This window comes from Pseudacidovorax sp. DMC4 (assembly GCF_056314265.1).
The window spans coordinates 135,405-155,554 of sequence record NZ_JBQUYR010000012.1 but is presented as its reverse complement, the minus strand read 5'-3'; the positions used below and the strand labels follow the sequence as shown (position 1 = coordinate 155,554).

18 protein-coding genes are annotated in these 20,150 nt (G+C 68.9%); 9 read left to right on the top strand and 9 right to left on the bottom strand.

Annotated elements, in window-relative coordinates:
• Positions 1-61: 61 nt before the first annotated feature.
• Positions 62-1,456 carry a signal recognition particle protein gene (gene ffh / locus ACT54X_RS21465; RefSeq protein WP_294373371.1) on the bottom strand — a complete coding sequence of 465 codons (1,395 nt, stop codon included), beginning with the start codon at positions 1,454-1,456 and terminating at the stop codon, positions 62-64.
• 125 nt (positions 1,457-1,581) lie between these two features.
• Here ffh and ACT54X_RS21460 point away from each other — a divergent pair, with 125 nt between their 5' ends.
• The 6 genes from ACT54X_RS21460 to ACT54X_RS21435 all read left to right on the top strand — a co-directional run bounded on the left by ACT54X_RS21460 (position 1,582) and on the right by ACT54X_RS21435 (position 9,730).
• Positions 1,582-2,391 carry a cytochrome C assembly family protein gene (locus ACT54X_RS21460; protein WP_476348450.1) on the top strand — a complete coding sequence of 270 codons (810 nt, stop codon included), beginning with the start codon at positions 1,582-1,584 and terminating at the stop codon, positions 2,389-2,391.
• Positions 2,391-2,630, top strand: coding sequence for a PP0621 family protein (locus ACT54X_RS21455; protein ID WP_476348448.1), 240 nt, complete (start codon positions 2,391-2,393; stop codon positions 2,628-2,630). The genes ACT54X_RS21460 and ACT54X_RS21455 overlap by 1 nt, the downstream gene beginning before the upstream one ends.
• Positions 2,627-4,324, top strand: coding sequence for a sensor histidine kinase (locus tag ACT54X_RS21450; protein WP_294373379.1), 1,698 nt, complete (start codon positions 2,627-2,629; stop codon positions 4,322-4,324). The genes ACT54X_RS21455 and ACT54X_RS21450 overlap by 4 nt, the downstream gene beginning before the upstream one ends.
• 4 nt (positions 4,325-4,328) lie before the next feature.
• A complete protein-coding gene (locus ACT54X_RS21445; protein ID WP_294373381.1) occupies positions 4,329-5,867 on the top strand; it encodes a sigma 54-interacting transcriptional regulator in 1,539 nt (512 codons plus the stop codon).
• Positions 5,851-6,441 carry a 1,6-anhydro-N-acetylmuramyl-L-alanine amidase AmpD gene (gene ampD, locus ACT54X_RS21440; RefSeq protein WP_476348446.1) on the top strand — a complete coding sequence of 197 codons (591 nt, stop codon included), beginning with the start codon at positions 5,851-5,853 and terminating at the stop codon, positions 6,439-6,441. The genes ACT54X_RS21445 and ampD overlap by 17 nt, the downstream gene beginning before the upstream one ends.
• A 349-nt stretch (positions 6,442-6,790) precedes the next feature.
• Positions 6,791-9,730 (top strand): ribonucleoside-diphosphate reductase subunit alpha, encoded by a 2,940-nt coding sequence (locus ACT54X_RS21435; protein ID WP_476348444.1) that lies wholly within the window; start codon positions 6,791-6,793, stop codon positions 9,728-9,730.
• 59 nt (positions 9,731-9,789) lie between these two features.
• On the opposite strand, the gene ACT54X_RS21430 is transcribed toward ACT54X_RS21435, so the two are convergent.
• Positions 9,790-9,975 carry a hypothetical protein gene (locus tag ACT54X_RS21430; RefSeq protein ID WP_234193751.1) on the bottom strand — a complete coding sequence of 62 codons (186 nt, stop codon included), beginning with the start codon at positions 9,973-9,975 and terminating at the stop codon, positions 9,790-9,792.
• Between ACT54X_RS21430 and ACT54X_RS21425 the strand changes: the two genes are divergently transcribed.
• A complete protein-coding gene (locus ACT54X_RS21425) occupies positions 9,911-11,116 on the top strand; it encodes a ribonucleotide-diphosphate reductase subunit beta (RefSeq protein WP_476348442.1) in 1,206 nt (401 codons plus the stop codon). The genes ACT54X_RS21430 and ACT54X_RS21425 overlap by 65 nt on opposite strands.
• 194 nt (positions 11,117-11,310) lie before the next feature.
• The gene (locus tag ACT54X_RS21420) at positions 11,311-11,886 is read left to right on the top strand and encodes a histone (protein WP_114801318.1); all 576 of its coding nucleotides are present in this window, start codon (positions 11,311-11,313) and stop codon (positions 11,884-11,886) included.
• Positions 11,887-11,977: 91 nt separating this feature from the next.
• On the opposite strand, the gene ACT54X_RS21415 is transcribed toward ACT54X_RS21420, so the two are convergent.
• The 7 genes from ACT54X_RS21415 to ACT54X_RS21385 all read right to left on the bottom strand — a co-directional run bounded on the left by ACT54X_RS21415 (position 11,978) and on the right by ACT54X_RS21385 (position 18,589).
• The gene (locus ACT54X_RS21415; protein ID WP_354319561.1) at positions 11,978-12,880 is read right to left on the bottom strand and encodes a carbohydrate kinase family protein; all 903 of its coding nucleotides are present in this window, start codon (positions 12,878-12,880) and stop codon (positions 11,978-11,980) included.
• Positions 12,881-12,948: 68 nt separating this feature from the next.
• Positions 12,949-14,379, bottom strand: a complete 1,431-nt coding sequence (locus tag ACT54X_RS21410; RefSeq protein ID WP_354319562.1) for a DUF3426 domain-containing protein — start codon at positions 14,377-14,379, stop codon at positions 12,949-12,951.
• Positions 14,376-15,269: a 50S ribosomal protein L11 methyltransferase gene (gene prmA, locus ACT54X_RS21405; RefSeq protein WP_476348439.1), complete on the bottom strand. Its 894-nt coding sequence runs from the start codon at positions 15,267-15,269 to the stop codon at positions 14,376-14,378. Before prmA ends, ACT54X_RS21410 begins: the two co-directional genes overlap by 4 nt.
• Positions 15,270-15,411: 142 nt before the next feature.
• Positions 15,412-16,761: an acetyl-CoA carboxylase biotin carboxylase subunit gene (accC, locus tag ACT54X_RS21400; protein ID WP_017759071.1), complete on the bottom strand. Its 1,350-nt coding sequence runs from the start codon at positions 16,759-16,761 to the stop codon at positions 15,412-15,414.
• Positions 16,762-16,887: 126 nt separating this feature from the next.
• Positions 16,888-17,355 (bottom strand): acetyl-CoA carboxylase biotin carboxyl carrier protein, encoded by a 468-nt coding sequence (gene accB, locus ACT54X_RS21395; protein ID WP_017759072.1) that lies wholly within the window; start codon positions 17,353-17,355, stop codon positions 16,888-16,890.
• A 98-nt stretch (positions 17,356-17,453) separates the two neighbouring features.
• A complete protein-coding gene (locus ACT54X_RS21390) occupies positions 17,454-18,002 on the bottom strand; it encodes a TlpA family protein disulfide reductase (RefSeq protein WP_476348437.1) in 549 nt (182 codons plus the stop codon).
• The gene (locus ACT54X_RS21385) at positions 17,999-18,589 is read right to left on the bottom strand and encodes a hypothetical protein (RefSeq protein WP_354319564.1); all 591 of its coding nucleotides are present in this window, start codon (positions 18,587-18,589) and stop codon (positions 17,999-18,001) included. The genes ACT54X_RS21390 and ACT54X_RS21385 overlap by 4 nt, the downstream gene beginning before the upstream one ends.
• 69 nt (positions 18,590-18,658) lie before the next feature.
• Between ACT54X_RS21385 and mpl the strand changes: the two genes are divergently transcribed.
• The gene (gene mpl / locus ACT54X_RS21380; RefSeq protein ID WP_476348435.1) at positions 18,659-20,134 is read left to right on the top strand and encodes a UDP-N-acetylmuramate:L-alanyl-gamma-D-glutamyl-meso-diaminopimelate ligase; all 1,476 of its coding nucleotides are present in this window, start codon (positions 18,659-18,661) and stop codon (positions 20,132-20,134) included.
• The last annotated feature ends 16 nt before the right edge of the window (positions 20,135-20,150 follow it).

Below are 20,150 nucleotides of genomic sequence, written 5' to 3'. Positions count from 1 at the left end.
GGCTCAGCCCGAACGGCCTCGGGTCAACCGGACTGCATGACCGGGCGACCCGATCCTCGCGTCAGAACGGCAGCTTGGGCCCACCCGGCCCGCCCATTCCCGGCAGCCCGGGCATGCCCTTCATGCCGCCCAGGCGCTTCATCATCTTCATGAGGCCGCCGCCCTTCATCTTCTTCATCATGCCCTGCATCTGCTCGAACTCGTTGAGCAGGCGGTTGACCTCCTGGACCTGCACGCCGGCGCCCGTGGCGATGCGCTTCTTGCGGCTGGCCTTGATGAGCTCGGGCTTGCGGCGCTCGGTGGGCGTCATGCTGTGGATGATGCCTTCCTTGCGGCGAATGTCGCGCTCGGCGCGCGTCAGGTCGGCCTCGCTGGCCTTGGCGGCCAGTTGGGTGGGCAGCTTGTCCATGAAGCTGGAGAGGCCGCCCATCTGCTTCATCTGCTGCAACTGGGCCAGGAAGTCTTCCAGGTCGAAGTGGCCGCTCTTGACCTTGGTGGCGAGCTTCTTGGCCGCCTCCATGTCGACACCGGCCGACACCTGCTCGACCAGCGCCACGATGTCGCCCATGCCCAGGATGCGGCCCGCATGGCGCTCGGCGTCGAAGACCTCCAGCCCGTCGATCTTCTCGCTGGTGCCGGCGAACTTGATGGGCACGCCCGTGATCTGCCGCACCGACAGCGCCGCACCGCCGCGCGAGTCGCCGTCCATCTTGGTCAGAATGATGCCGGTCAGCGGCAGCGCGTCCTTGAAGGCCTTGGCGGTGTTGGCCGCGTCCTGGCCCTGCATGGCGTCGACGACGAACAGGGTCTCGACCGGATTCAAGGCGCCGTGCAGCGTCTTGATTTCCTCCATCAGCACTTCGTCGATGGCCAGGCGGCCGGCGGTGTCGACCAGCAGCACGTCGAAGTAGTGCCGCTTGGCGTAGTCGAGCGCGGCGCGGGCGATGTCCAGCGGCTTCTGGTCGGGCGTGCTGGGGAACCACTCGGCGCCGGCCTGCTTCGTCACCGTCTTGAGCTGCTCGATGGCCGCCGGGCGGTAGACGTCGCCCGAGACGGTCAGCACCTTCTTCTTGCGCTTCTCGATCAGGTGCTTGGCCAGCTTGGCGGTGGTGGTGGTCTTGCCGGCGCCCTGCAGGCCGGCCATGAGCACCACGGCCGGCGGCTGGGCGTTGAGGTTGATGTCCGAGACGCCCTCGCCCATGGTCGCCGCCAGTTCGCGGTTGACGATGCCCACCAGCGCCTGGCCGGGCTTGAGGGAACCCATCACCTCCTCGCCCATCGCCTTGTCCTTGACCCGGTTGACGAAGTCGCGCACCACCGGCAGCGCGACGTCGGCCTCGAGCAGCGCCATGCGCACCTCGCGCATCATGTCCTGCACGTTGGTTTCGGTGATGCGCGCCTGCCCGCTCATCTGCTTGACGAGGCGGGAGAACTTGTCGGTGAGGGCGGTGGCCATGGATGGGAGGGGAAGAAGGCTGGGGAAGGAAGCGGCGGCGCCGCGGCGGCGGCCGAGTCCGGGGCGGGCACGGCGGGGTGTCCGGCGGGCCCCGTCCGCTGGGGGCCAAAGGCTAAACTCAGCGGATGATTCTAGCGAGCCCCTCCCCACTCAGCGTGGCCCTGGGCATCGCCACGGCCGCGGCCTACGGCGTGACCGCCGCCTTCTCCCACAAGCTCAACCGCAGCGCCACCCAGACCGTCGTCGCCATCGCGTGGCTGCTGCACGCGGCAGCGCTGGCCGCCGGCCTGCTGCCAGGCACGCCGCGCTTCGGCTTCGCACCGGCCCTGTCGATCACGGCCTGGCTGGTGATGACGGTCTATGCCGTGGAAAGCCGGCTCTTCCCGGGCCTGACGGTGCGCCGCGTGCTGGCGGGGCTGGGCGCGCTGGCGGCACTGCTGGCCGCAGCCTTTCCGGGTTCGCCGCTGCACATGAATGCCTCGCCCTGGCTGCCGCTGCATCTGGCACTGGGCATCGCCAGCTACGGGCTCTTCGGCGCAGCCGTGGTGCATGCCTGGCTCATGACGCGGGCCGAGCAGCGCATCCGCCAGGCGGCCGATCCGCATGCGGGCCTGCCGCTGCTGACGCTGGAGCGCCTGACCTTCCGCTTCGTCACGGCCGGTTTCGTGCTGCTGTCGGCCACGCTGCTGGCGGGCCTGTTGTTCAGCGAGACGCTCTACGGGCCCCAGGTGCGCGCCTGGAAGTGGGACCACAAGACGGTGTTCTCGCTGCTGGCCTGGCTGAGCTTCGCCATCCTGCTGGCCGGCCGCAGCCGCTTCGGCTGGCGGGGCCGCACGGCCAAGCGCGTACTCTATGCGGGGGCCGTGCTGCTGCTGCTGGCCTACGTGGGCTCGCGCTTTGTGCTCGAAGTGGTGCTGCACCGGCCCGTCGCCTGATGAAATTCCTGCTCGTGACCCTCGTGGTGGCCGTGGCCATCTGGATCTGGCGGCGCAACCGCCAGGAAGAACTGGACGCCGCACCGCCGCCCCGGCCCAACGCCCGGCCGGCCGTCCGGGGGCCACAGCAGATGGTGCGCTGCGCCCATTGCGGCCTGCACCTGCCGGCCTCCGACGCCGTGTCCGGCCGCCACGGCACCTATTGCAGCGACCGGCACCGCGACGCCGCGGAGCCATGACACCGGACACGGACTTTCCGTCGTCAAACACGGACTGGTCCGCGCTGGAAACCCGCACCGAGCGCAGCCAGGCCCTGCAGCGGGTGTGGCGTGGCTTCATGACGGCCCGGCCGGCGGTGGGACTGCTGCTGCTGGCGCTGCAGGGCATTGCCTTCGCCCTGGGCCAGTCCACGCACGCGCCGACCCTGGCCATCACGGCCCTCTACGCCGCCTTCACCCTGGCCGACCGGCTGCGTACACCCGCGCGCCTGCCGCTGCGACGGCTGGGCATGACCTGGCTGCTGTGCATCGGCCTCGACGTTGCCGTGTTCGCACTGCTTCAGGCGCTGCAGACCGGCACCACGGTCAACTACACGCCCTTGCTGGCCCTTCCGGTGCTCATGGCGGCCGTGGCCGGGGGCCTGGTGGTCGGGCTGGCCACCACCTCGGCCGCCACGCTGCTGATGCTGGCCGAGGCGCTGCGCTTCCAGCTCACGGCCGGCCCCGACGGGCCGGGCCGGCTGCTCCAGGCCGCACTGACCGGCACGGGCCTGTTCGTGCTGTCGCTGCTGGCCCACCAGCTGGCGCTGCGGCTGGCCCGCGAAGAGGCCCGCGCCAGCCGCAGCCAGGATTCGGCCCAGTTGCAGGCGCAGATCAATGCCCTCGTGATCGAGGCGCTGGCCGAAGGCGTGCTGGTGGTGGACGAGGCCGGCCGCGTGCACACGGCCAACCCGGCCGCCGATGCCCTGCTGGGGGGCGGGCTGGACCGCGGCTCGCTGCCGCGCTCGCTGCTGGCCCATCCGGCGTGGCAGCCGCTGGCCAGCCTGGCGCAGCGCACCTTCGAGGACAGGGCCGACCTCGGCGCCGACCTGCCGATCGCCCAGCCCCAGGCCACGCCGCGCGAGCTGCGGGTGCGCACCCGGCTGACGGCCGTGGACGGCGCCCGCGACCGCGGCTTCTGCGTGATGTTCCTGCAGGACCTGCGACAGCTGGAAGCCCGCATCCGCACCGAGAAGATGGCTGCGATGGGCCGCATGTCGGCGGCCGTCGCGCACGAGATCCGCAATCCGCTGGCCGCCATCACGCAGGCCAGCGCCCTGCTGGAGGAGGATCTGACCGAGCCGGCACAGCAGCGCCTCAATGCCATGGTGCAGCAGAACGCACGCCGGCTCGGCCGCATCGTCGACGAGGTGCTGGACGTCGCGCGCGTGCGCCAGCAGGGCAGCGACCTGGGCCAGGGAACGGCCCTGCCCCTTGCCGCCAGCGTCTACACCATGGTCGACGAGTGGAGCCGCCAGAGCGGCCGCGCGCAGCCGGCCCTGCGCCTGGTGGAAAGTCTGCCGGCGGTGCGCTTCAACGAGGAGCACCTGCGGCGCATCCTGGTCAACCTGCTGGACAACGCCGCCCGCTATGCAGGACCGGGCGAGGAATCCATCCGCGTCCACACCTTCGCCGCGGGCGACGGCCGGCCCACCCTGGCCGTCTGGAGCGACGGCGCGCCCCTGGAGCAGGGCGTGGAACGCCACCTGTTCGAGCCCTTCTTCTCGTCCGAGAGCCGCTCCAGCGGGCTGGGCCTGTTCATCTGCCGCGAGCTGTGCGAGCGCCATGGGGCCACCATCCGCTACGAACGCCTGCGTCCCGCACCCGACGTGCCGGCCGGCAATGCCTTCCTGCTGAGCTTCGCGCCAGCGCAGGCGGGCGCTTTGCCACAATAGCTCGGTGAGCAGTTCTCCCGCATCGCCGCCGGCGCAGATCCTCGTCGTGGACGACGAGCCCGACCTGCGCACCCTCTACGAGCTGACCCTGCTGCGCGAGGGCTACCTGGTCGAAGCGGCCAGCAGCGTGGAGGAGGCGTGGCAGCACCTGCAGGCCAACCGCTTCGATGCCGTGATCACCGACATGCGGCTGCCCGACGGGCTCGGCCTGGAGCTGCTGCAGCGCATCGCCCGCCACCAGCGCAGCGAACGCTGCGTCGTGATGACCGCCTACGGCTCGGCCGAGAACGCCGTCGAGGCGCTCAAGGCCGGCGCCTTCGACTACCTGACCAAGCCGGTGGACCTGAAGCAGTTCCGCAGCGTGGTGGCCTCGGCCGTGCAGGAGCGCCCGGGCGGCACGCCGGCACGTCCCGCGTCGCCACGCGAGTCCGCGCCGATCGTGCCGGCCGAAGAAGCGCCGGCCGAGGCAGGCGTCGCGCCCGCGGCCCGCGCCGCGCTGGCGCGCCTGGTGGGCGAGTCGGACGTCATGCGCGCAGTCAAGGCCCGCATCGTGCGTGTGGCACGCGGCATGGCGCCGGTGCTGATTCACGGCGAATCGGGCACGGGCAAGGAATTGGTGGCGCGCGCCCTGCACGGCTGCAGCCAACGGGCGGGAGGCCCCTTCGTCGCCGTCAACTGTGGCGCCATTCCGGAGGCGCTGCTGGAAGCCGAGTTCTTCGGCGCACGCAAGGGCTCCTACACCGGCGCGATGCAGGACCGTGACGGCTACTTCCAGGCGGCGCGCGGGGGCACGCTCTTCCTCGACGAGATCGGCGACCTGCCTCTGGCCATGCAGTCCAAGCTGCTGCGGGCCATCCAGGAACGCTGCGTGCGCCCCATCGGCAGCACGCAGGAGGAGCCGGTGGACGTGCGCATCGTCAGCGCCACACACAAGGACCTGCAGGCCGAGGTGCTGGCGGGCCGCTTCCGGCAGGACCTGTTCTACCGCCTCAACGTGATCGAGGTCCGGCTGCCGCCGCTGCGCGAGCGCCGGGAAGACCTGTCGGCCCTGTGCACCGCCCTGCTGGCGCGCATCGCCGAGGAAAGCGGCCAGCCGGTGCCGAGGATGACGATGCAGGTGCTACTCAAGCTCGAATCGCATCCGCTGCGCGGCAACGTGCGCGAACTGGAGAACCTGCTGCATCGCGCGGTGGCACTGAGCGAGGGCGACACGCTGCAGCTGGACGTCGAGGCCGCTGACGGCAGCGGTATGCAGGACCTGTCCATGCCGCTCTTTGCCACGCCAGCGCCGGGCGCCGTGACGGCCGTTCCCGTGCCGGAGGCCGCGCCCACCCGATCGCCGGCAGTCGCGGGAGCCCCCCCCGTGCCCACTGATCTGCAGCAGTACCTCGACGACCAGGAACGCGGCATCGTCGAGCGCGCGCTGCGCGAGGCCAACTACAACCGCACCGCGGCTGCCGCGCGCCTGGGCCTGAGCCTGCGCCAGATCCGCTACCGCATCGCGCGTCTGGGCATCGCGGTGCCGCATGGCGACGATGACTGAGCCCGACACCGCCCCCTGGGACGGTGGCTGGCTGCGGGCGGCGCGGCGGCTGGACACCCCCAACTTCGGCCCCCGTCCGGCGGGGGCCTGCATCGACCTCCTGGTGGTGCACTCCATCAGCCTGCCGCCCGGCCACTATGGCGGTGAGGAGGTGCAGCAGCTCTTCACCAACCGGCTGGACTGGGACGCGCATCCCTACTTCGCGCAGATCCGGGGCCTGGAGGTCTCGGCGCACTTCTACATCCGTCGCAATGGCGAACTCTGGCAGTTCGTGAGCGTGGACGACCGGGCCTGGCACGCCGGCGTCTCGCAGTGGCGGGGACGCGCCAACTGCAATGACGATTCGGTCGGCGTGGAACTGGAAGGTCTGGAAGGCGAGCGTTTCGAGGACGCGCAGTACGAGACGCTGGCCCAGCTCGCGCGGGCACTGTCGGCCCGCTATCCGATTGCCCACGTCGCCGGCCACGAACACATCGCCCCCGGCCGCAAATACGACCCGGGGCCGGGCTTCGACTGGGCCCGCTTGGCGCGGCAGCTGGCGGGCACCACCATCGCCTTCCCGGCCGCTCCTTAAATTTTTCAATCGGACCCCGGGGAGCGATGGCGCCAGCGCTCCGGGGCGGGCCGGATGGCCGGGCGTCGCCAAGCCCCTGTTCATGCGGGTTTGCGCGCCAAATCGCCCGCCAAGCCCCATCGTTGCGGCCTCGGCCGCGCAGGCACCTACTGCTGCTTGGCTCCGGCGCGAAATCCTGGGGTTTCACCGGAAGTCAAGCTTGACCCGGTCGCCCGACCAAACACTACCGGTAGTGCATTGGCTCTCCTTCGGACACCAGATATAGTGCCCCTCCATCGACGCGGCGGCATGGATCCCTGCCCGCCCGCGCCCTGATCGACGAACACCAAGCCCCCTCAAGAGGAACCGCATGCAGACTGCCTTGAACTCCCCTGCCACCTCCGCCCAGCCCCTGCCGACGATGCCCGCCGGCCGCGATGTGGCGGGCACGACGGCCCCGGCCCTCGCCCACTACCAGATCATCCGCCGCAACGGCGCCGTGGTGCCCTTTGCGCCCGAGAAGATCACCGTGGCGATGATGAAGGCCTTCCTTGCGGTGCACGGGACGCAGGGCGCGGCCTCGGCCAGCGTGCGCGAGACGGTCGAGGGCCTGACGCAGGCCGTGGTCCGCGCGCTGGTGCGCTCGCGCCCGGGCGGCGGCACCTTCCACATCGAGGACGTGCAGGACCAGGTCGAGCTCGGCCTGATGCGCGGCGGCTACCAGGAAGTCGCCCGCGCCTACGTGCTCTACCGCGAGCGCCGTGCGCAAGAGCGCTCCAAGCAAGTCGAGCAGACGGCTGCGGCCGCCGCGCCGCAACTGCATGTGCTGGACGGCGGCGAGCGAGTTCCGCTGGACATGGGCGCCCTGCAATCGCTGCTGCAGTCCGCCTGCGTCGGCCTGGGCGATGGCGTGAAGGCCGAGCCCATCGTGGCCGAGACCATGCGCAACCTGTACGACGGCGTGCCGCTGGACGAGGTCTACAAGGCCTCGATCCTGGCTGCCCGCACGCTGATCGAGAAGGATCCCGACTACACCTACGCCACCGCGCGCCTGCTGCTGCACACCATCGTCAAGGAAGTGCTGGGCCGCGAAGTGGCGCACGCCGAAATGGGCGCCGCCTACGCCGACTACTTCCCGCAGTTCATCAAGAAGGGCGTCGAGAACGAGCTGCTCGACGAGAAGCTGCTGCAGTACGACCTGGGCCGCCTGGGCGCAGCCCTCAAGGCCGACCGCGACCTGAAGTTCGACTACCTGGGCCTGCAGACCCTGTACGACCGCTACTTCCTGCACGTGCGCAAGAGCCGCATCGAGCTGCCGCAGGCCTTCTTCATGCGCGTGGCCATGGGCCTGGCGCTGGGCGAGATCGACCGCGAGGCGCGCGCCATCGAGTTCTACGAGGTGCTCTCGTCGTTCGACTTCATGTCGTCCACGCCCACGCTGTTCAACAGCGGCACGTTGCGCTCGCAGCTGTCCTCCTGCTACCTGACCACGGTGCCGGACGACCTGGACGGCATCTACGAGTCGATCAAGGAGAACGCGCTGCTGTCGAAGTTCGCCGGCGGCCTGGGCAACGACTGGACCCGCGTGCGCGCCCTGGGCTCGCACATCAAAGGCACCAACGGCGAATCGCAGGGCGTGGTGCCCTTCCTCAAGGTGGTCAACGACACGGCCGTGGCCGTCAACCAGGGCGGCAAGCGCAAGGGCGCGGTCTGCACCTACCTGGAGACCTGGCACCTGGACATCGAGGAGTTCCTGGAGCTGCGCAAGAACACGGGTGACGACCGCCGCCGCACCCACGACATGAACACGGCCAACTGGATCCCCGACCTGTTCATGCGCCGCGTGATGGAAAAGGGCAACTGGACGCTGTTCTCGCCCTCTTCCGTGCCCGACCTGCACGACCTGTTCGGCGCCGACTTCGAAAAGGCCTACGTCGCCTACGAAGAGAAGGCCGCGCGCGGCGAGATCAAGCCCGCCAAGACGGTGCCCGCCACCGACCTGTGGCGCAAGATGCTCTCGATGCTGTTCGAGACCGGCCATCCCTGGATCACCTTCAAGGACGCCTGCAACGTGCGCTCGCCGCAGCAGCATGCCGGCGTGGTGCACTCGTCCAACCTCTGCACCGAGATCACGCTCAACACCAGCGACACCGAGACCGCCGTCTGCAACCTGGGCTCGGTCAACCTGCTTCAGCACTTGAAGGACGGTGGCGTCGACCACGAGAAGCTCAGGAAGACCATCTCGGTCGCCATGCGCATGCTCGACAACGTCATCGACATCAACTACTACGCCGTCAAGAAGGCGCGCGACTCGAACCTGCGCCACCGCCCGGTGGGCCTGGGCCTGATGGGCTTCCAGGACGCGCTGTACGAGCTGCGCATCCCCTATGCCAGCGAGCAGGCCGTCCAGTTCGCCGACAAGTCGATGGAAGCCATCTGCTACTACGCCTACTGGGCCTCCACCGAACTGGCCGCCGAGCGTGGCCGCTACAGCAGCTTCAAGGGCTCGCTGTGGGACAAGGGCATCCTGCCCATCGATTCGCTCGACCTGCTGGAAAAGGCCCGCGGCGGCTATGTCGAGGTGGACCGCTCGCGCACCCTCGACTGGGACGCGCTGCGCGCCAAGATCAAGCAGGACGGCATGCGCAACTCCAACTGCGTGGCCATCGCACCGACGGCGACCATCTCCAACATCATCGGCGTGGACGCCTCGATCGAGCCCTGCTTCGGCAACCTGTCGGTCAAGTCCAACCTGTCGGGCGAATTCACCGTCATCAACCACTACCTGGTGCGCGACCTCAAGCGCCTGGGCCTGTGGGACGACGTGATGGTCATGGACCTCAAGCACTTCGACGGCTCGCTGCGTCCCATCGACCGCGTGCCGCAGGACGTGAAGGCGCTGTACGCCACGGCCTTCGAGGTCGAGCCGCAATGGCTGGTCGAGGCCGCTGCGCGCCGCCAGAAGTGGATCGACCAGGCGCAGAGTCTGAACATCTACATGGCCGGCGCCTCGGGCAAGAAGCTGCACGACACCTACACGCTGGCCTGGACGCGCGGCCTCAAGACCACCTACTACCTGCGCACCATCAGCGCCACGCACGCCGAGAAGTCGACCGTGCAATCGAGCCGCCTCAACGCCGTGTCCTCCGGTGGCAGCTCGTCCATGGCCATGCAGCCCGCTGCTGCAGCCAGCGCGCCCAGCGCACTCGAAGCCGCAGCCGCCGCGGCGCAAGCGCAGATGAACGCGGTGCCCGCCACCGACATCAAGTTCTGCGCCATCGACGATCCGGGCTGCGAAGCCTGCCAGTGATTCCAGCGCGCGTCGCGCGTTGCTGCATGCGTTCCTGCGCAAAGCAGGAACGCATGCCTTCATGTCGGGGCATCGGACGACAGACCCGATGCCCAGGCACAACAAAATTCAGCAACGACACAGCCGAAGAACTTTTCAATCGCGTGTCGTTGCTCTGATAATTGAGCATTGGATTTTTCTATGTTGACCTGGGACGACGAAGTCAAGCCCTCCAATTCGGGCGCACTGTCGAATGCATCGGACATGGCCGCAGGCCGGTCGATGGCATCCCCTTCCTCCCCAGCTTCCTTTGCACAGCCCGCGCTGGCCACGCACAGCTTCAGCGCTCCTGCTGCTGTGCAACCCGGTGCTGCCACGACTGCCGCCGCGCGCCGCGTGAATGCCGCCGACAAGCGCATCATCAACGGCCAGACCGACGTCAACCAGCTGGTGCCCTTCAAGTACAAGTGGGCCTGGGAAAAGTACCTCGCCACCTGCGCCAATCACTGGATGCCGCAGGAGGTCAACATGAACCGCGACATCGCCCTTTGGAAAGACCCGAACGGCCTGACCGAGGACGAGCGCCGCATCGTCAAGCGCAATCTCGGCTTCTTCGTCACCGCCGATTCGCTGGCCGCCAACAACATCGTGCTGGGCACCTACCGGCACATCACCGCGCCCGAATGCCGCCAGTTCCTGCTGCGCCAGGCCTTCGAGGAAGCGATCCACACCCATGCCTACCAGTACATCGTGGAGTCGCTGGGCCTGGACGAGTCCGAGATCTTCAACGCCTACAACGAAGTCCAGTCGATCCGCGACAAGGACGAGTTCCTGATCCCGTTCATCGACGCGATCATGGATCCGAACTTCAAGACCGGCACGCCCGAGACCGACCAGACGCTGCTCAAGTCGCTGATCGTCTTCGCCTGCCTGATGGAAGGCCTCTTCTTCTACGTCGGCTTCACGCAGATCCTCGCGCTCGGACGCCAGAACAAGATGACCGGTGCCGCCGAGCAGTACCAGTACATCCTGCGCGACGAGTCGATGCACTGCAACTTCGGTATCGACCTGATCAACCAGCTCAAGCTCGAGAATCCGCATCTATGGACGCCCGAGTTCAAGGCCGAGATCAAGGCCCTGTTCCAGAAGGCGGTCGAGCTCGAATACCGCTATGCTGAAGACACCATGCCCCGCGGCGTGCTCGGCATGAATGCCTCCATGTTCAAGGGCTACCTGCGCTACATCGCCAACCGGCGTGCCACGCAGATCGGCCTGGAAGCGCTCTTCCCGAACGAAGAAAACCCGTTCCCCTGGATGAGCGAAATGATCGACCTGAAGAAAGAGCGCAATTTCTTCGAAACCCGCGTGATCGAATACCAGTCGGGTGGCGCGCTCTCATGGGACTGAGCACGCCTCTTTCCTGAAGGACGAATGGATCTGAGACCCGCCCCGGACGCCAGACGCACCCCAGAGTGCGGCGTCCGGGGCTTTCCCATTCGTGGTGGCGGGGTGTGCCCCGACGTCACGGATCGCTGGCCGCAGGCACACGGGCGGCCCGTGCAATTCGAAGGTTGATTTCCAACTTGATCAAGGAGAAAGAAATGGCAACTGCAAAGAAGGCTCCGGCCAAGAAGGTCGCTGCAAAGAAGGCCGCTCCGGCCAAGAAGGTCGCAGCGAAGAAGGCGGCTCCGGCCAAGAAGGCTGCCGCACCGGCGAAGAAGGTTGCGGCCAAGAAGGCGGCACCGGCCAAGAAGGTCGCAGCGAAGAAGGCTGCACCCGCCAAGAAGGCGGCGCCGGCGAAGAAGGTTGCGGCCAAGAAGGCGGCACCGGCCAAGAAGGTCGCGGCGAAGAAGGCTGCGCCCGCCAAGAAGGCCGCAGCGCCGGCGAAGAAGGTCGCCGCCAAGAAGGCAGCAGCACCTGCGAAGAAGGTCGCCGCCAAGAAGGCTGCACCGGCCAAGAAGGTCGCCGCCAAGAAGACGACGGCGGCCAAGACGGCTGCGGCCCCCAAGGCCCCCGCCAAGAAGGCCGCTGCCAAGAAGGCCGCCGCCAAGAAGCCTGCCCCTGCGAAAGCGCCTGCCCCTGCGGCTGCGCCCGCGCCCGCCGCTGCAGCCCCTGCAGCACAGACCACGCTGAGCCCGCAGGCCGCCTGGCCCTTCCCCACGGCCAGCAAGCCCTGAGGCTGAATGAAGCGCCGCGCCAGCGGCCTTCGAAGCCCGAACCCGGCGACCGCAAGGCGCCGGGTTTTTTATTGCCGCGTCGCGAGCCCGCTCAGAGGCCCAGCGCGGCGCGGTCGACCTGGTAGTTCTGGGGGCCGCGCTGTGCGATCTTGAGCGCGCCAAGACGATTGCCCAGTTCGGCGCAGCGCACCAGATCCCAGCCCTGCTCCAGACCATACAGCAGGCCGCCGCGCCAGGCGTCGCCACAGCCGGTGGGATCGACCACGGCCTCGGGCGTCACGGGCGCCACGCGCGTCGCCTCGCCCCCCACCCACACATCGCAGCCCTCGGCGCCCAGGGTGACCACCATGCCGCGCGCGCGGCGCGAGATCTCGGCCGTGCTCCAGCCCGTGCGCTCGCTGAGCATGCGGCCTTCATAGTCGTTGACCACGACCCAGTCGGCCTGATCGATGAAGTGGGCCAGGTCCTTGCCGTCGAACATGGGCAGGCCCTGGCCCGGATCGAAGACGAAGGGAACGCCGGCAGCCTTGAACTGCGCGGCATGCTGCAGCATCGCCTCGCGGCCATCGGGCGCGATGATGCCCAGGCGGATGTCCTCGCGTGCCTCGATGCGGTTGAGGTGGGCCTGCTGCATCGCGCCCGGGTGGAAGGCCGTGATCTGGTTGTTGTCGCGGTCGGTCATGATCATGGCCTGCGCGGTGTAGCTGTCGTCCAGCTGCAGGATGAACTCGGTGCCCACGCCCAGTTCCTTCAGGCGCTGCACGTAGTCGGCGCCATCGCTGCCCACGGCCGCCATGGGCAGGGCGCGACCGCCCAGCGCATTCAGGCTGTAGGCGATGTTGCCGGCGCAGCCGCCGAAGTCCCGGCGCAGGCCGGGCACCAGGAAGGACACGTTCAGGATGTGCAGCTGGTCGGGCAGGATCTGCTCGGCGAAGCGGCCCTCGAAGGTCATGATGGTGTCGAATGCGAGCGAGCCGCAGATCACGGAAGCCATGGCGGGATCAATCCTGCAGAAGCGGTGGGAGACAAGGCGAAGCCGCGGGCACGGTATGACCGTCGGCCTCAGGGATAGAAGGCGAGCACGCTGTGGCCCACCACGGAAGGCAGCGGCCGGCCGGCCGCCGCGTGCAACTCGAGCGCCAGCGCGACCTCCTCTTCGGCCCGGCCCGGCAATACGGCAGCACGCGCCATCTCGACCGGCTGGACGACGCGCCGCAGCACCGGGCGTTCGGAGCCGTCGAGCAAGGACAGTTCGATCGCCGGCATGGCCACGGCCACCGGCGCCGCATTGCGCAGCGTGAGGACCAGCCGGTAGCGGCCTTCCGCGCCGTCGCGCATCAACGTGGAGCCATCCACGCGGATGTCGTCGATGCGGCGCGGTGCCTCGATCGTGCAGGCCGTCGCCTGGCACACGGCCGTCAGCAACGGCAGCAGGGCTGGCCGGGACAGCGCCCACTGGTCGCGTTCATGCCGCATCACCTGCGCGCCCAGCACGATCAGCAGGCCCAGTGCGGCCAGCGACCACAGCCAGAAGCGGCGGCGACGCGGCGCCCCGCCTTCTTCTGGCGCGTCCGGCGTGTCCAGAAAGCTGGGGCGCAACGGGGTGAACGGCGGCGCCGCCAGGTCGTCACGGGCAGCCGGCTCATCGGCCATCGGCAGAGCGGACGACGGCGGGGTCGACTCCGCCGTCGGGGACGCTTCGACCAACGGCTGGGGCGCCTGTCCCTGCGCTTCGTCGATGTCGGCGTCTAGGGATGGGCGGTCAAGGCCCGCATCCGGCGCGGGGACGACCGGGGCCGGCGGCAGATCCGACTCCAGCGAGGGCTCGAAGGGGGCCGGGCGCGGCTGTACCGCGGCGCGCCCGGGCCGCAGGAAGGCGGCGAGCGCGGTGGGCTCGGCATTCACCCATGCGCGACCGCGGCGCAGGACGCGGCCGACCTGCGCCGCGTCGGCCGCCGGGCGCCCGGGGATGGCCGAGGGCATGGAGGACGCCGACGGCGCCTGGGCATCCTGCGTCGACGCCGCCCTGTCTTCGGGCTGCGCCAGATCCAGCAGGTCGCGCGCAGGCATCCGGGGCTCGATGCCTTCGGCCGCCGGGGGCGCAGATGTCGCACCACCCGCAGACAGATCGAGCCAGTCGACAGAGGGCCAGGGCTGGGCGGTCGGCGAAGTGTTGGCAGACAGCGAGGGCGACGCTGCGCCGGGCACATCGTCGTCCACCGGCACACTCTCTCCGTCCCGCATCGCAGAGGCCGACTCCGCGTCGCCCAGCCCCGCCGCAGCCCCCGGCTCCGCGACAGGCCATGCGCCCCCGGAGGCGGGCGCCGCCAGCACCACCCAGCGACCGTCAGGCAACTGCTCGCGCAGGTCGGACTGCGCATCGAACACCTCGCCGCAACGGCCACAGCGCACCCATCCGTCGGACAGCCGCAACTGGTCGCGCACCACCTTGAAGGCGGTCGCGCAGGACGGACAGCGGGTGACGAGACTCATGCCGCGCGGCGGCCGGTCATCAGGATCCAGCCGTCTTCGGTGTCGGCGACCTCGAGCGCGATCCAGGGCGCATAAGCCTCCTTCAACTCGTCGGCCTGCCGCGCCAGGATGCCGGCCAGCACCAGGTGGCCGCCCGGTCGCACGTGGGCGCAGAGCAGCGGCGCCAGCACCTTGAGGGGTGTGGCCAGGATGTTGGCAAGCACGGTGTCGTATTCGCCCTGGGCCCGCTCGGGCAGGCCGGGCGAGAGCTCGACGGCATTGGCATCGGCATTGAGGCGGGTCGATTCCACGGCCGCCTCGTCGATGTCGACGGCATCGATATCGGTGGCGCCGAACTTCGCGGCGCCGATGGCCAGGATGCCCGAGCCGCAACCGTAGTCGAGCACGCGCGAACCCAGCATGTCGGCCGGCTGGGTCGCAATCCAGCGAAGGCACATGCGCGTGGTCGGATGCGTGCCTGTGCCGAACGCCAGGCCCGGATCGAGGCGGATCACCTGCACGGCCTGCGCGGGCGGCTCATGCCAGGTCGGGACGATCCAGAAGCTCCCGGTGATCTCCACCGGCGCAAACTGCGACTGGGTCAGCCGCACCCAGTCCTGCTCGGGCACTTCGGCGATGCCCGCCAGGCTGCAGCCTTCGAAGAAGTCCTGCGCCTGAAGCAGCGCGGCGGCCTCGTCGGCCTTGGCGCGGGTGTCGAAGAGGGCCACCACGCGCGAGCGCTGCCAGCCTTCGCGCGGCGGCGGCATGCCGGGCTCGCCGAACAGGGCCTGCTCTGCCTCGGTGTGGGCATCGGCGTCTTCCACCGAGACGGAGAGGGCATCGAGCGCATCGAGCGCATCGCCCACCACCTCGACCCGGTCTTCGGGCGCCAAGAGCCGCAGTTCGAACATGAATCGCCTTTCCTCAACGGGCCGCGCGCCCATGACGCGCGGCCCCATAACGAACGCGCCGCGGACCGGAAGGCCGGGCCGCGGCGCAAGTCTTCACAAAGTATCGCCGGTGCGGGTCGCCCCGCCCAGGTCCGCGCGCCGACTAGCGCTTGTGGGCGGCCATCCACTCTTCCAGATAGTGGATGTTGGTGCCGCCGGCCATGAACTTGGCGTCCACCATCAGCTCGCGGTGCAGCGGGATGTTGGTCAGGATGCCCTCGACCACCGTCTCGTTGAGCGCCGTGCGCATGCGGGCCATGGCCTGCTCGCGCGTGTCGCCGTAGACGATCAGCTTGCCGATCATCGAGTCGTAGTTGGGCGGCACGAAGTAGTTCGTGTAGACGTGCGAATCGACGCGCACGCCAGGACCGCCCGGCGGATGCCACATGGTGATGCGGCCCGGCGACGGCGTGAACTTGTACGGGTCTTCGGCGTTGATCCGGCACTCGATGGCATGGCCCTTGAGCTGGATCTGGCGCTGGGTGAAGGGCAGCTTCTCGCCGGCGGCGACCATGATCTGCGTCTTCACGATATCGATGCCGGTCACCAGCTCCGTCACCGGATGCTCCACCTGCACGCGGGTGTTCATCTCGATGAAATAGAACTCGCCGTTCTCGTACAGGAACTCGAAGGTGCCGGCGCCGCGGTAGCCGATCTTCTTGCAGGCAGCGGCGCAGCGCTCGCCGATCTTCTCGATCAGCTTGCGTGGGATGCCGGGCGCGGGCGACTCCTCGATCACCTTCTGGTGGCGGCGCTGCATGGAGCAGTCGCGCTCGCCCAGGTAGACGGCGTTCTTGTGCTTGTCCGCGAGGATCTGGATCTCGATGTGCCGCGGGTTCTGGAGGAACTTCTCCATGTAAACCGCCGGATTGTTGAAGGCCGCGGCCGCCTCGGCCTTGGTCATCTGGATCGCATTGACCAGCGCGGCTTCGGTGTGCACCACGCGCATGCCGCGGCCACCGCCACCGCCCGCGGCCTTGATGATCACCGGATAGCCGATGGCGCGGGCGATGCGCTTGTTGGCCGTCGCATCGTCCGACAGCTCACCATCGGAGCCGGGCACGCAGGGCACGCCGGCCTTGATCATGGCCTGCTTGGCCGACACCTTGTCGCCCATGATGCGGATCGACTCGGGTGTGGGGCCGATGAACTGGAAGCCGCTCTGCTCCACCCTTTCGGCGAAGTTGGCGTTTTCCGAGAGGAAGCCGTAGCCGGGATGGATGGCCTCGGCATCCGTGACCTCGGCGGCCGAGATGATGGCCGGCATGTTGAGGTAGCTCTGCGACGACGGAGCCGGGCCGATGCACACGGCCTCTTCGGCCAGCTTGACGTACTTGGCCTCGCGGTCGGCCTCGGAATACACCATGACCGCCTTGATGCCCAGTTCGCTGCAGGCGCGCTGGATCCTCAGGGCGATCTCGCCGCGGTTCGCGACCAGGATCTTCTTAAACATTGCAGCCTCCGCGGCGCGATCGCCCGCACGCTGCGCGTGCCAGTGCGATGTGCCGGCCTTCGGCCGTCCGCGCCAGCGCGCGAGCGCCGCGGTTCGCGACCAGGATCTTCTTGAACATTCAGGCGCTCACTCGATGATGAACAGCGGCTGGCCGTATTCGACGGCCTGGCCGTTCTCGCCGAGGATCTGCTTGACGGTGCCCGACTTGTCGGCCTCGATCTCGTTGAGGATCTTCATCGCCTCGATGATGCAGAGGGTGTCGCCCTCCTTCACCTGGGAGCCGACCTCCACGAACGCGGCGGCGCCGGGACTGGAGGAGCGGTAGAACGTGCCGACCATGGGCGACTTCACCACATGGCCCGAGGGCGCCGCCTCTGCGGACGCAGCGGCCGGCGCCGCGGCCTGCGCTGCCGGGGCAGCCGCCATGACGGCAGGCGCCGCTGCCGCGGGCATGGCCGCCTGGACATACTGAACGGGGGCGGCTTCGCCCGCCTTGACGATGCGCACCTTGCCTTCGGCTTCGGTGATCTCGAGTTCGGAAATATTGGATTCAGACACCAAGTCGATCAGTGTCTTGAGTTTGCGCAGATCCATGATTCTCCAGCGCCGGCCGCGGAGGCCGTCTATCGAACTTGCTTGAAAGTCGGCGTACGTCGGCGTTTTGACGCCATCTGCCGAGAAGGTCGCGGATTCTACCCGTGAACCACTGCGCGCTGCCAAGCCTGCAGGTCAGCCGGCTCGACCTTGCCCATTCTACGGTCGCGCACGGCACCGCCCGAATCGAGCACGAGCGTGAAGGGCAGGCCGCCGCTGTCATTGCCCAAAGCCTTGACAAGCGACAGGGCTTGCGCGCCTGCGATGCCGATCGGAAAAACCACCGGAAGCCGCGCCAGGAACCTGTCCACGGGCTCCGCGCGATCGACGGCGATGCCGAGCACCTGCCAACCATTGGCCGTGTTTTCGCGGTGGAAGCGGTCGAGCAGCGGCATCTCCTCGACACAGGGGGGACACCAGGTCGCCCAGAAATTGACCAGCGTCGGCTTGCCGCGCAGCGCCGCGAGGGCCAGCTCGCCACCGCCGGGCCGCGGGAGGCGCAGCGACCACAGCGCGTCCGGGACCTCCCCCGTCGCCGGCACGCCGACCTGCGGCTGTTCACGATGCCGCCACAGTGCCAGGCCCGCGCCGGCGGCCACCGCGGCGGCACCGCCATACGCCAGCCACTGCCGACGGTTGGCTGTCATTGCCCCTCCTCCACCAGGCGCCGGACCGACGCCAGATCGCCCCGGGGTGTGCGCCCCTGGCTGTCGGGCCGCAAGGCACCGCGCAGGTCGTCCAGGTCATAGATCATCAGGTGCACCCCCACTTCGGTACCCAGTTCGCGGCTGCGGGCATGGACGCTGAGCGCCTCGACGCTCTCGCCGTGGAAGCCGGTCACGGTACGGGGCTCGTACTCGACATGGTGGTCGATGAGCGCGATTTCCGCCGACTTGGAGTCATCGCAGAACAGTTGGATATAGATGTCGCTCAGGCGGGTGGCGGTCCCGTGCCAGACAGAACCCCCGAGATGCGGCCTGAAGGCCGCCATGTGCTCCATCCATTCGAGCGCCAGCCGTCGCAGTGCCTGCAGTTCGGCCGGCTGGGTGTCGGCGCAGAAGATGCGGATGTAGTCGCGCACCTCCTCCTCGACCTCGTCGTTGCCGGGCAGGGCCGTGCGTTGCGGCAGGCCGAGGTCGCGCAGGGCACGGCGCTTGGCAGGGCCGTATTCGAGCCCCTCCTCCACGATGAGGCGGGCAGCGGCGGCAGCGATGTCGCGCTTGGCGGAGTCCATCGGCGCATTGTGCCGCCGCGAGGCCGGCCCCGGGGCGGACGGCCCTGCGGCCCTTCCTAGAATCCGCCGATGCATATTCACATCCTCGGCATCTGCGGAACCTTCATGGGTGGCCTGGCCGCCCTGGCCCGCGAGGCCGGCCACCGCGTCACCGGCTGTGATGCGGGCGTCTATCCGCCGATGAGCACCCAGTTGCGCGAGCTCGGCATCGAACTGCTCGAAGGCTATGGCGCGGACCAGTTGGCGCTCGCGCCCGACATGTTCGTGATCGGCAATGTCGTCTCCCGTGCGCGGCTGGCCGATGGCCGTCCCAAGTTCCCGCTGATGGAAGCGATCCTGGACGCCGGCGCGCCCTACACCAGCGGCCCGCAGTGGCTGGCCGAGCATGTGCTGCAGGGCCGCCATGTGCTGGCCGTGGCCGGCACCCATGGCAAGACCACGACCACCTCGATGCTGACCTGGGTGCTGGAGCAGGCGGGCCTGCAGCCCGGATTCCTGGTGGGCGGCGTGCCGCTGGACTTCGGCGTTTCCGCGCGCCTGGGTCGCGGGGCTGCCGAAGCCCTCGCCTCGACGGGCATGGAAGAAGCGGCCGTCGCTTCCGCGGCGCAAGCAAGCCATCCAGCCCCCTTCGTCATCGAAGCCGACGAGTACGACACCGCCTTCTTCGACAAACGCAGCAAGTTCGTCCACTACCGGCCGCGCACGGCGGTGCTGAACAACCTGGAGTTCGACCACGCCGACATCTTCGACAACCTGGCGGCCATCGAGCGGCAATTCCACCACTTGGTGCGAACCGTGCCCTCCACCGGCCGATTGGTCGTCCACGCGGGCGAACAGAGCCTGGAGCGGGTGTTGGCCCAGGGCTGCTGGAGCGAAGTCGCCCGCTTCGGCGAGGCGCCGGAGGCACAGTGGCGCGCCCGCGGCCCCGCCCATGCCTTCGACGTGCTGCGCGCCGGCGAGGTGGTCGGCCGCGTCGAGTGGGCGCTGAGCGGCCGGCACAACCAGGCCAACGCGCTGGCCGCCATCGCCGCGGCCGAGCATGTGGGCGTGGCGCCGGCGCAGGCCGCCGAGGCGCTCTGCCGCTTCCGCAATGTGCGACGCCGCATGGAACTGCGCGGCGAAGTGGCGCGGCAGGGCGGTGAGCCGATCCGCGTCTACGACGACTTCGCCCACCATCCGACCGCCATCCAGACCACGCTGGATGGCCTGCGCCAGCGGCTGGACGCCGACGGGCGCCAGGGCGAGCGCATCGTGGCGATCTTCGAGCCGCGCAGCAACACCATGAAGCTCGGCACCATGGCCGCCCAGTTGCCGGGCAGCCTGCGCGATGCCGCCCTCGCCTTCTGCCACACGGCCGGCCTGGACTGGGACGTGGCCGGCGCGCTCGCGCCGATGGCCGAACGCGCGGTCTGCTTCGACAACGTCGACAGCCTGGTCGAGGCCGTGGCCGCTGCTGCGCGACCGGGCGACCATCTGGTTTGCATGAGCAATGGCGGCTTCGGCGGTATCCATGGCAAGCTGATCGCCGCATTGCAGGCCGCCTGAACGCCGGAGAACCCAC

What these genes read in the sequence shown, in the direction of transcription:
- ACT54X_RS21420 (WP_114801318.1), top strand. Translation starts at nt 11,311, where the DNA reads ATGGCAACTGCAAAGAAGGCTCCGGCCAAGAAGGTCGCTGCAAAGAAG.
- ampD (WP_476348446.1), top strand. Translation starts at nt 5,851, where the DNA reads ATGGCGACGATGACTGAGCCCGACACCGCCCCCTGGGACGGTGGCTGG.
- prmA (WP_476348439.1), bottom strand. Translation starts at nt 15,269, where the DNA reads ATGTTCGAACTGCGGCTCTTGGCGCCCGAAGACCGGGTCGAGGTGGTG.
- ACT54X_RS21425 (WP_476348442.1), top strand. Translation starts at nt 9,911, where the DNA reads ATGTTGACCTGGGACGACGAAGTCAAGCCCTCCAATTCGGGCGCACTG.
- accC (WP_017759071.1), bottom strand. Translation starts at nt 16,761, where the DNA reads ATGTTTAAGAAGATCCTGGTCGCGAACCGCGGCGAGATCGCCCTGAGG.
- ffh (WP_294373371.1), bottom strand. Translation starts at nt 1,456, where the DNA reads ATGGCCACCGCCCTCACCGACAAGTTCTCCCGCCTCGTCAAGCAGATG.
- ACT54X_RS21415 (WP_354319561.1), bottom strand. Translation starts at nt 12,880, where the DNA reads ATGGCTTCCGTGATCTGCGGCTCGCTCGCATTCGACACCATCATGACC.
- ACT54X_RS21430 (WP_234193751.1), bottom strand. Translation starts at nt 9,975, where the DNA reads ATGTCCGATGCATTCGACAGTGCGCCCGAATTGGAGGGCTTGACTTCG.
- ACT54X_RS21450 (WP_294373379.1), top strand. Translation starts at nt 2,627, where the DNA reads ATGACACCGGACACGGACTTTCCGTCGTCAAACACGGACTGGTCCGCG.
- ACT54X_RS21410 (WP_354319562.1), bottom strand. Translation starts at nt 14,379, where the DNA reads ATGAGTCTCGTCACCCGCTGTCCGTCCTGCGCGACCGCCTTCAAGGTG.
- mpl (WP_476348435.1), top strand. Translation starts at nt 18,659, where the DNA reads ATGCATATTCACATCCTCGGCATCTGCGGAACCTTCATGGGTGGCCTG.
- accB (WP_017759072.1), bottom strand. Translation starts at nt 17,355, where the DNA reads ATGGATCTGCGCAAACTCAAGACACTGATCGACTTGGTGTCTGAATCC.
- ACT54X_RS21435 (WP_476348444.1), top strand. Translation starts at nt 6,791, where the DNA reads ATGCAGACTGCCTTGAACTCCCCTGCCACCTCCGCCCAGCCCCTGCCG.
- ACT54X_RS21455 (WP_476348448.1), top strand. Translation starts at nt 2,391, where the DNA reads ATGAAATTCCTGCTCGTGACCCTCGTGGTGGCCGTGGCCATCTGGATC.
- ACT54X_RS21385 (WP_354319564.1), bottom strand. Translation starts at nt 18,589, where the DNA reads ATGGACTCCGCCAAGCGCGACATCGCTGCCGCCGCTGCCCGCCTCATC.
- ACT54X_RS21460 (WP_476348450.1), top strand. Translation starts at nt 1,582, where the DNA reads ATGATTCTAGCGAGCCCCTCCCCACTCAGCGTGGCCCTGGGCATCGCC.
- ACT54X_RS21390 (WP_476348437.1), bottom strand. Translation starts at nt 18,002, where the DNA reads ATGACAGCCAACCGTCGGCAGTGGCTGGCGTATGGCGGTGCCGCCGCG.